The following is a 5,353-nucleotide window of genomic DNA, read 5'->3' on the forward strand; positions in this document are numbered from 1 at the left end:
GACTCCTCCTCGGCAGACAGGCGACGAGCGAATCTGCTGTTGCTGCACAGCTATTTCGCCGCGCATAACGTCGTGCACCGCCTCGGCTATCGGGATCTGGCCGAGTCGATCGAACCGAAACTCCTCGCCGCTGCCGAGCGCAGCGGAGACGACCTGGCAGGCGCGCTCGCCCACTGGGTTCGTGCGCAGTCGTTCCCATCTGCCGGTGACTACCGCCACGGCCTGGCTCTGATGGACACGACCCGAGGCGGTCTGGGCGACGAGCACGCGGAGCTCACTCCGGCCGAGCTCGCGCTGCACGGCAGCTTGCACCTGCGGTCGGTCACGCTTGCTTCCCGCGCGGGCGATCTGGACCGGACCGAGGAACACCTGCGCACCGCCCGCTCGTTGGCGGACCGGCTCAACGGCCCGGACCAAGTCCACTATGGACTCACATTCGGGCACGCCAACGTGACCACGCACGAAACCGCGGCCAGGGTGGAACTCGGCGACCATCCCGGAGCCCTGGCCGCCGCCGAGACATGGACGCCACCGGCGACCATGGCGCGTTCCCGGCGCGGACATCACTACATCGACCTGGCCCGCGCTCACCTGCACAGCGGGAACCGAGCCGAGAGCCTCACCGCGCTCAAACACGCTCGTTCCATCGCACCCCAGCAAACGCGCCTGCACCCGATGACACGCGAAACGACCGCGGTACTGCTGAGCCTGCACCGCCGCAGCAACACCGACCTGTCCGAACTCGCCACCTGGCTCGGCCTCTGACGCCGACTGGGACGATCCGTACTGCTGATCTCTGCTCGAGCCCTCGACCGGAAGGTGTCGACCGTGCGCATCGGAATCACCGGCCACACGAACCTCACCCCTGCGACAAGTGTCCTGGTGCGCGAGGTGCTGGACGTTGAGCTGGCGGGGTACGACGCCGGTCTGATCGGCCTGAGCTGCCTCGCGCGCGGTGCCGATCAACTGTTCGCGCGGGCCGTGCTCGAGGCGGGCGGTTCGCTGGAAGTCGTGCTACCCGCCGCCGATTACCGCGCACGCAAGGTGAAACCGGACAACGCGGCAGATTTCGAGGAGTTGCTCGGGAAGGCGGCCGAGGTGCACACCATGCCGTTCGCCGAGTCGAACCGGGACGCGTACATGGCCGCGAGCGAGCACGTCCTCAGCTCCGCCGACAAGATGCTCGCGGTCTGGGACGGTCAGCCCGCCGGTGGCCACGGCGGTACCGGCGACGTCGTGCACGCCGCACGCGAACGCGGCATTCCCCTCACCGTCGTGTGGCCGGAAGGCGCCGCCCGCGCCTGATCACAACCCTTTTCCGCAGGTCACCATCGGGAATCGAGGCTGCGCAGAGTCGTGCGCCGATCGCACGCGCGGCAGCAGCGCTGAACCACCGAGCGAAGGGAATTCCCTGAACCGGACGGCAGAAGTGGCGCACCGCTGGGTCACCGGTGCTCGGGTGGGAAGCTTCCGGAGAAGGAGTACGCACAGCCGACAGCGCGCGGAGGAACCCATGCAGCAGCACCGTCCGGAACACTCGTCTCGGCCGGGCGAGCCGAAAGCCATCTCGCGACGCCGGCTGGGCGGGCTGCTCGGGGCCGTGGGCGCTGCGGGAGCGCTCGGGATCGCCGGCTGTAGTTCCCCGGCCGCACAACGGAACGCCACCCAAGCCCGTCCCACCGGCTCGGCCGCTCCGGACGGCGTGCTCGGCGCGAACTTCAACGGCGACGCGGAGATCGTCACCTTCCCCGAACTCCAGGAAGTCGAAGCCAGCTGGCTGCGCGGCTTCTACACGATGCGCGACGCCGACAAGGACGATCCGGCGAAGCAGCCCCAGATCAGCAAGCTTCTCGAGGCCGCCGACCGGGGCTACGGAACGCTGCTTTCGCTGAAGTTCCAGTACCACGAAAAGGAAATCCCGCAGCCCGGCACCCCGGCGATGGACGAGGAACTGGCCAGGGTGGACAAGGTGCTGCCCGCCGCGATGAACCGGATGGACATCCTGACGATCGGCAACGAGCCGTTCTTCGAGACCCGTGATCAGGACAAGAACGAGAAGCTCAACAACTTCTACGAGGCGGTCGCCGAGCACGTCATCTCCTACCGCGATCGCGAGTTCGGGCCGAACTGCAAGACCCGGCTGTACATGGGCGCGCTGAACCGGCTCGACGAGCCGGAATGGCACACCCCGGCCACCGAGCGGTGGATGACCTTCGTGCGCGAGACACCGGCCATCGAAGGCGTCGACATCCACCCGCACGTGGCGAAGCCGGAGAACGTGCAGAAGTACCTCGACTACGTGTTGCCGAAGCTGCGGCCCGACCAGAAGTTCCTGGCCACCGAGTTCTCGCTGGTGCTGTTCTGGGAGGACCAGATGGAACAGCCCGTCTCCGGGAAGTTCGCCAAGCAATACGGCTTCCCGGCGGACACCAAGGTGTGGCAGGTCGTCGACGCCGCGATCGACAAGCGGTTCCCGCAGCAGCAGTGGAACGACTTCCTGTCGATGAGCCCCTGGTACGAGAACCACAAGCACTTCCTGCGCAACCAGGTGCAGCGGTTCCGGGACACCGGCAAGCTCGCGCTGGCCACCTACGGCATCGCGCAGGACGACGCGATGGTCACCAACTGGGACAAGAACTCGAAGCCGTGGCTGTTCAACAGCCTGTTCGCTTCCAAAACCGTGCAACCCGGGCCGGACGGGCTGCCGGGGCGCAGCTACGGGTGGATCGAAGACTTCCGCGCATTGCAACGGGAAAGCGACCGGCGCCCGACGCGGTGACCCCGCCGCTGCACTGACACCGGTGCGGTGAGCACGCGGCGGCAGCACCCGCGCCGGTTACCTGCTCCGCCGCCGCTGGCCTCGCTGCTCACCGAGAGGTGCGCGGCCCGAACCCGGGGTGACCGGAGCTGAGCCTCCGCGAGCCGCGAGCGGACCGGTCGGGGCGGCTGGTTATCGTCGGGCCGCTATGACTCAGGACGGCCGCCGGGTGTACTTGCACCTGGGTTCCCCGAAGACGGGCACCACCTATCTCCAGGACGTCCTCTGGCGCAACCAGGACTCCTTGGCCGCGGCGGGCGTGCGCTACCCGGGCGACGTCCCGGAAGCGCACTTCCACGCGTCGATGGACCTGCAGGGAGTCCAGTTCCAGGAGGACTGGTTCGACGAGAACGTGCCGGGCGCGTGGGCGCGGCTCGTCGACGACGCGCGGCAGTGGCCGGGCACGGTGGTGCTCTCGCACGAACTGTTCTGCACCGCCGACCCGGCGGCCGTCGAGCGGGCGGTGTCCGACCTGGCCTTCGCCGAGCTGCACCTGGTCTGCACCGCCCGCGACCTGGCGCGGCAGATCCCGGCCGTGTGGCAGGAGGACATCAAGAACCGGCACGTGCTCAGCTTCGCCGAGTTCGTCGCGGGCGTTCGCGGCGGCCCGGAACCGCACTACCTCAGCGAGCTGTTCTGGGAACGCCAGGACCTGCCCGCGATCCTGCGCAGGTGGGCGGCCGAGGTGCCTGCCGAACGCGTCCACGTGGTCACGGTTCCGCCGGAGCAGCCGCCGGAGCTGCTCTGGGAGCGGTTCTGCGAGCTGCTGGAGATCGACCCCGCCGCGTTCGACGCCACCGTCGAGCGGCCGAACCGGTCGCTGGGGGTGGCCGAGACCGAGCTGGTGCACCGCCTCAACCAGCAGCTCGACGGCCGCATCGATTGGCCGGGGCACGACGGCGTGGTCAAGTACGGGATCGCCACCGAGATCCTGGGGCAGCGCTCGTCCCGCACGCCGCTGCGACTGCCGGACGAGGACCGGGAATGGGTGCACGAGCGGGCGGACCGGATGGTCGCCGAGCTGATCCGGCGCGGCTACCACGTCGTCGGTGATCTGAAGGAGCTGCTGCCCGCGCCGGACGCGGGCGGGCCGGCGCAGCCCCGCGACCAGGCCGAGCAGGGCGAGGTGCTCGAGGTCGCCGTCGAAGCCCTCGCCGGGCTGGCCGAACGGTATGCCGAGCTGGAGGCGACGGCCGAACGCGCGCTGGGACGCCCGGAAGCGCCCAGCGGAGTGCGGGAAAGCCTGCGCCACCTGTGCGAGCAGGACGCCGCGCTGTCCCGCGCGTACCGGGTGCTGGCGGAATCGAAATCCGCGCTCGCCCGGATCGGTCGCCGCAACCGGGAATGACGGGCCGCTGCAATGCGGGCACCGATGGCCGACCGTCTCGACGGTCCACAGCGGACGTGCACCGCGAAAAGCATTGCACCGCCGACCGAATCCGCGAATCCGATGTGTGCGGACTCGTGCGCGGATCGCGGCGACCGGCCGCGTCAGCCGTTCACGAGCCCGCCGTCGACGACCAGGTTCTGCCCGGACACCGCGCGCGCCCACGGCGAGGCGAAGAACAGCACCGCATCGGCGAACTCCTCCGGAGTCACCACCCTGCGCAGCGGAGTGGCCTGCGCGATTCCGTCGAAGACCTCCTCCGGGGTGTCCGCGCTGGCGTCCGTGGTGCGCAGCAGGCCGCCGGAGACCATGTTCACGGTGATCCCGTCCGGGCCGAGGTCCGCCGCGAACGTCCGGGTCAGCGACAGCAGCGCGGCCTTGGCCGCCGTGTAGTCGTGATACGGCACGACCGGGCGCTGGAACAGGTTCGTGCCGATGTTGATGATCTGCCCGGTGCCCTGCGCGCGCAGCTGCGGCAACGCTGCTCGTGTCGTGTGCAGCGCGCCGCTGACGGAACCGCGGAACTGCGCGTCGAACTCGCCCCAGCCGATTTCCCCGGCGTGCGAACGGGATTCGCCGTTGAACGAGAAATCCGCGAGCGCGTTGTTGACCACCGTCGTCACCGGCCGATCGAAACGCTGCGCGATCGTCTCGAACATCGCGTGCACCTGCTGCTCGTCGGTGACGTCCGCCTGCACCGCGAGCGCCCGGTCGCCGATCTCCGCGGCGAGCGCCTCCGCCCGTTCGCGGCTGCGCCGGTAATTGAGCACAACACGAGCGCCTTGCCCGGCGAACGCCCGCGCGATCGAACTGCCCAGGCCGCGCCCGCCGCCGGTGACCAGCACGAGCCGATCGGTGAGCCATTGACCACGTTCGTCCATGGCCACACGGTATCGGCGCCCGCCGGTGGCGATGCGATCCCGGGCCCGCCCGTTCGCGGCCGTGCGCCCGAAATCCCCGAAACGTCCGCAGTGGCGGACGAAACGCACCTCGATCCGGTGCGACCCGGGCTCAAAGGACGTGGAACCCCGCATCCACCGGCAACCCCACACCGGTGACGTAGCGGGAAGCGTCCGAAGCCAGCCACAGCACGGCATCGCTGATGTCGCCGGGTTGCAGCATCTTGACCGGCAGCGCGTTGCGCAGCA

The 5,353-nt window shown here is 69.3% G+C and carries 5 protein-coding genes and 1 pseudogene; 4 read left to right on the top strand and 2 right to left on the bottom strand.

What is annotated here, in order from left to right:
- From IJH84_RS13880 to IJH84_RS13895, 4 genes and pseudogenes are all read left to right on the top strand, one after another.
- Positions 1 to 765 (top strand): annotated as a pseudogene (locus IJH84_RS13880) (XRE family transcriptional regulator); the annotation flags it as partial.
- A gap of 63 nt (positions 766 to 828) precedes the next feature.
- A complete protein-coding gene (locus IJH84_RS13885; RefSeq protein WP_295144981.1) occupies positions 829 to 1,305 on the top strand; it encodes a hypothetical protein in 477 nt (158 codons plus the stop codon).
- 208 nt (positions 1,306 to 1,513) lie between these two features.
- Positions 1,514 to 2,779, top strand: coding sequence for a hypothetical protein (locus IJH84_RS13890; protein ID WP_233627877.1), 1,266 nt, complete (start codon positions 1,514 to 1,516; stop codon positions 2,777 to 2,779).
- Between the two features lie 187 nt (positions 2,780 to 2,966).
- Complete coding sequence (locus IJH84_RS13895) at positions 2,967 to 4,166, top strand: hypothetical protein (protein WP_295144987.1); 1,200 nt, start codon at positions 2,967 to 2,969, stop codon at positions 4,164 to 4,166.
- Between the two features lie 143 nt (positions 4,167 to 4,309).
- Here IJH84_RS13895 and IJH84_RS13900 read toward each other — a convergent pair whose 3' ends face one another.
- Together IJH84_RS13900 and IJH84_RS13905 are read right to left on the bottom strand one after the other, a co-directional pair.
- Positions 4,310 to 5,086 (bottom strand): 3-oxoacyl-ACP reductase, encoded by a 777-nt coding sequence (locus IJH84_RS13900; protein ID WP_200071575.1) that lies wholly within the window; start codon positions 5,084 to 5,086, stop codon positions 4,310 to 4,312.
- 130 nt (positions 5,087 to 5,216) lie between these two features.
- Complete coding sequence (locus IJH84_RS13905; RefSeq protein WP_367269020.1) at positions 5,217 to 5,327, bottom strand: SDR family oxidoreductase; 111 nt, start codon at positions 5,325 to 5,327, stop codon at positions 5,217 to 5,219.
- Between the last annotated feature and the right edge of the window lie 26 nt (positions 5,328 to 5,353).

The organism is Saccharopolyspora sp. (assembly GCF_017434145.1).
Classification (GTDB): Bacteria; Actinomycetota; Actinomycetes; order Mycobacteriales; family Pseudonocardiaceae; genus Saccharopolyspora_C; species Saccharopolyspora_C galaxeae.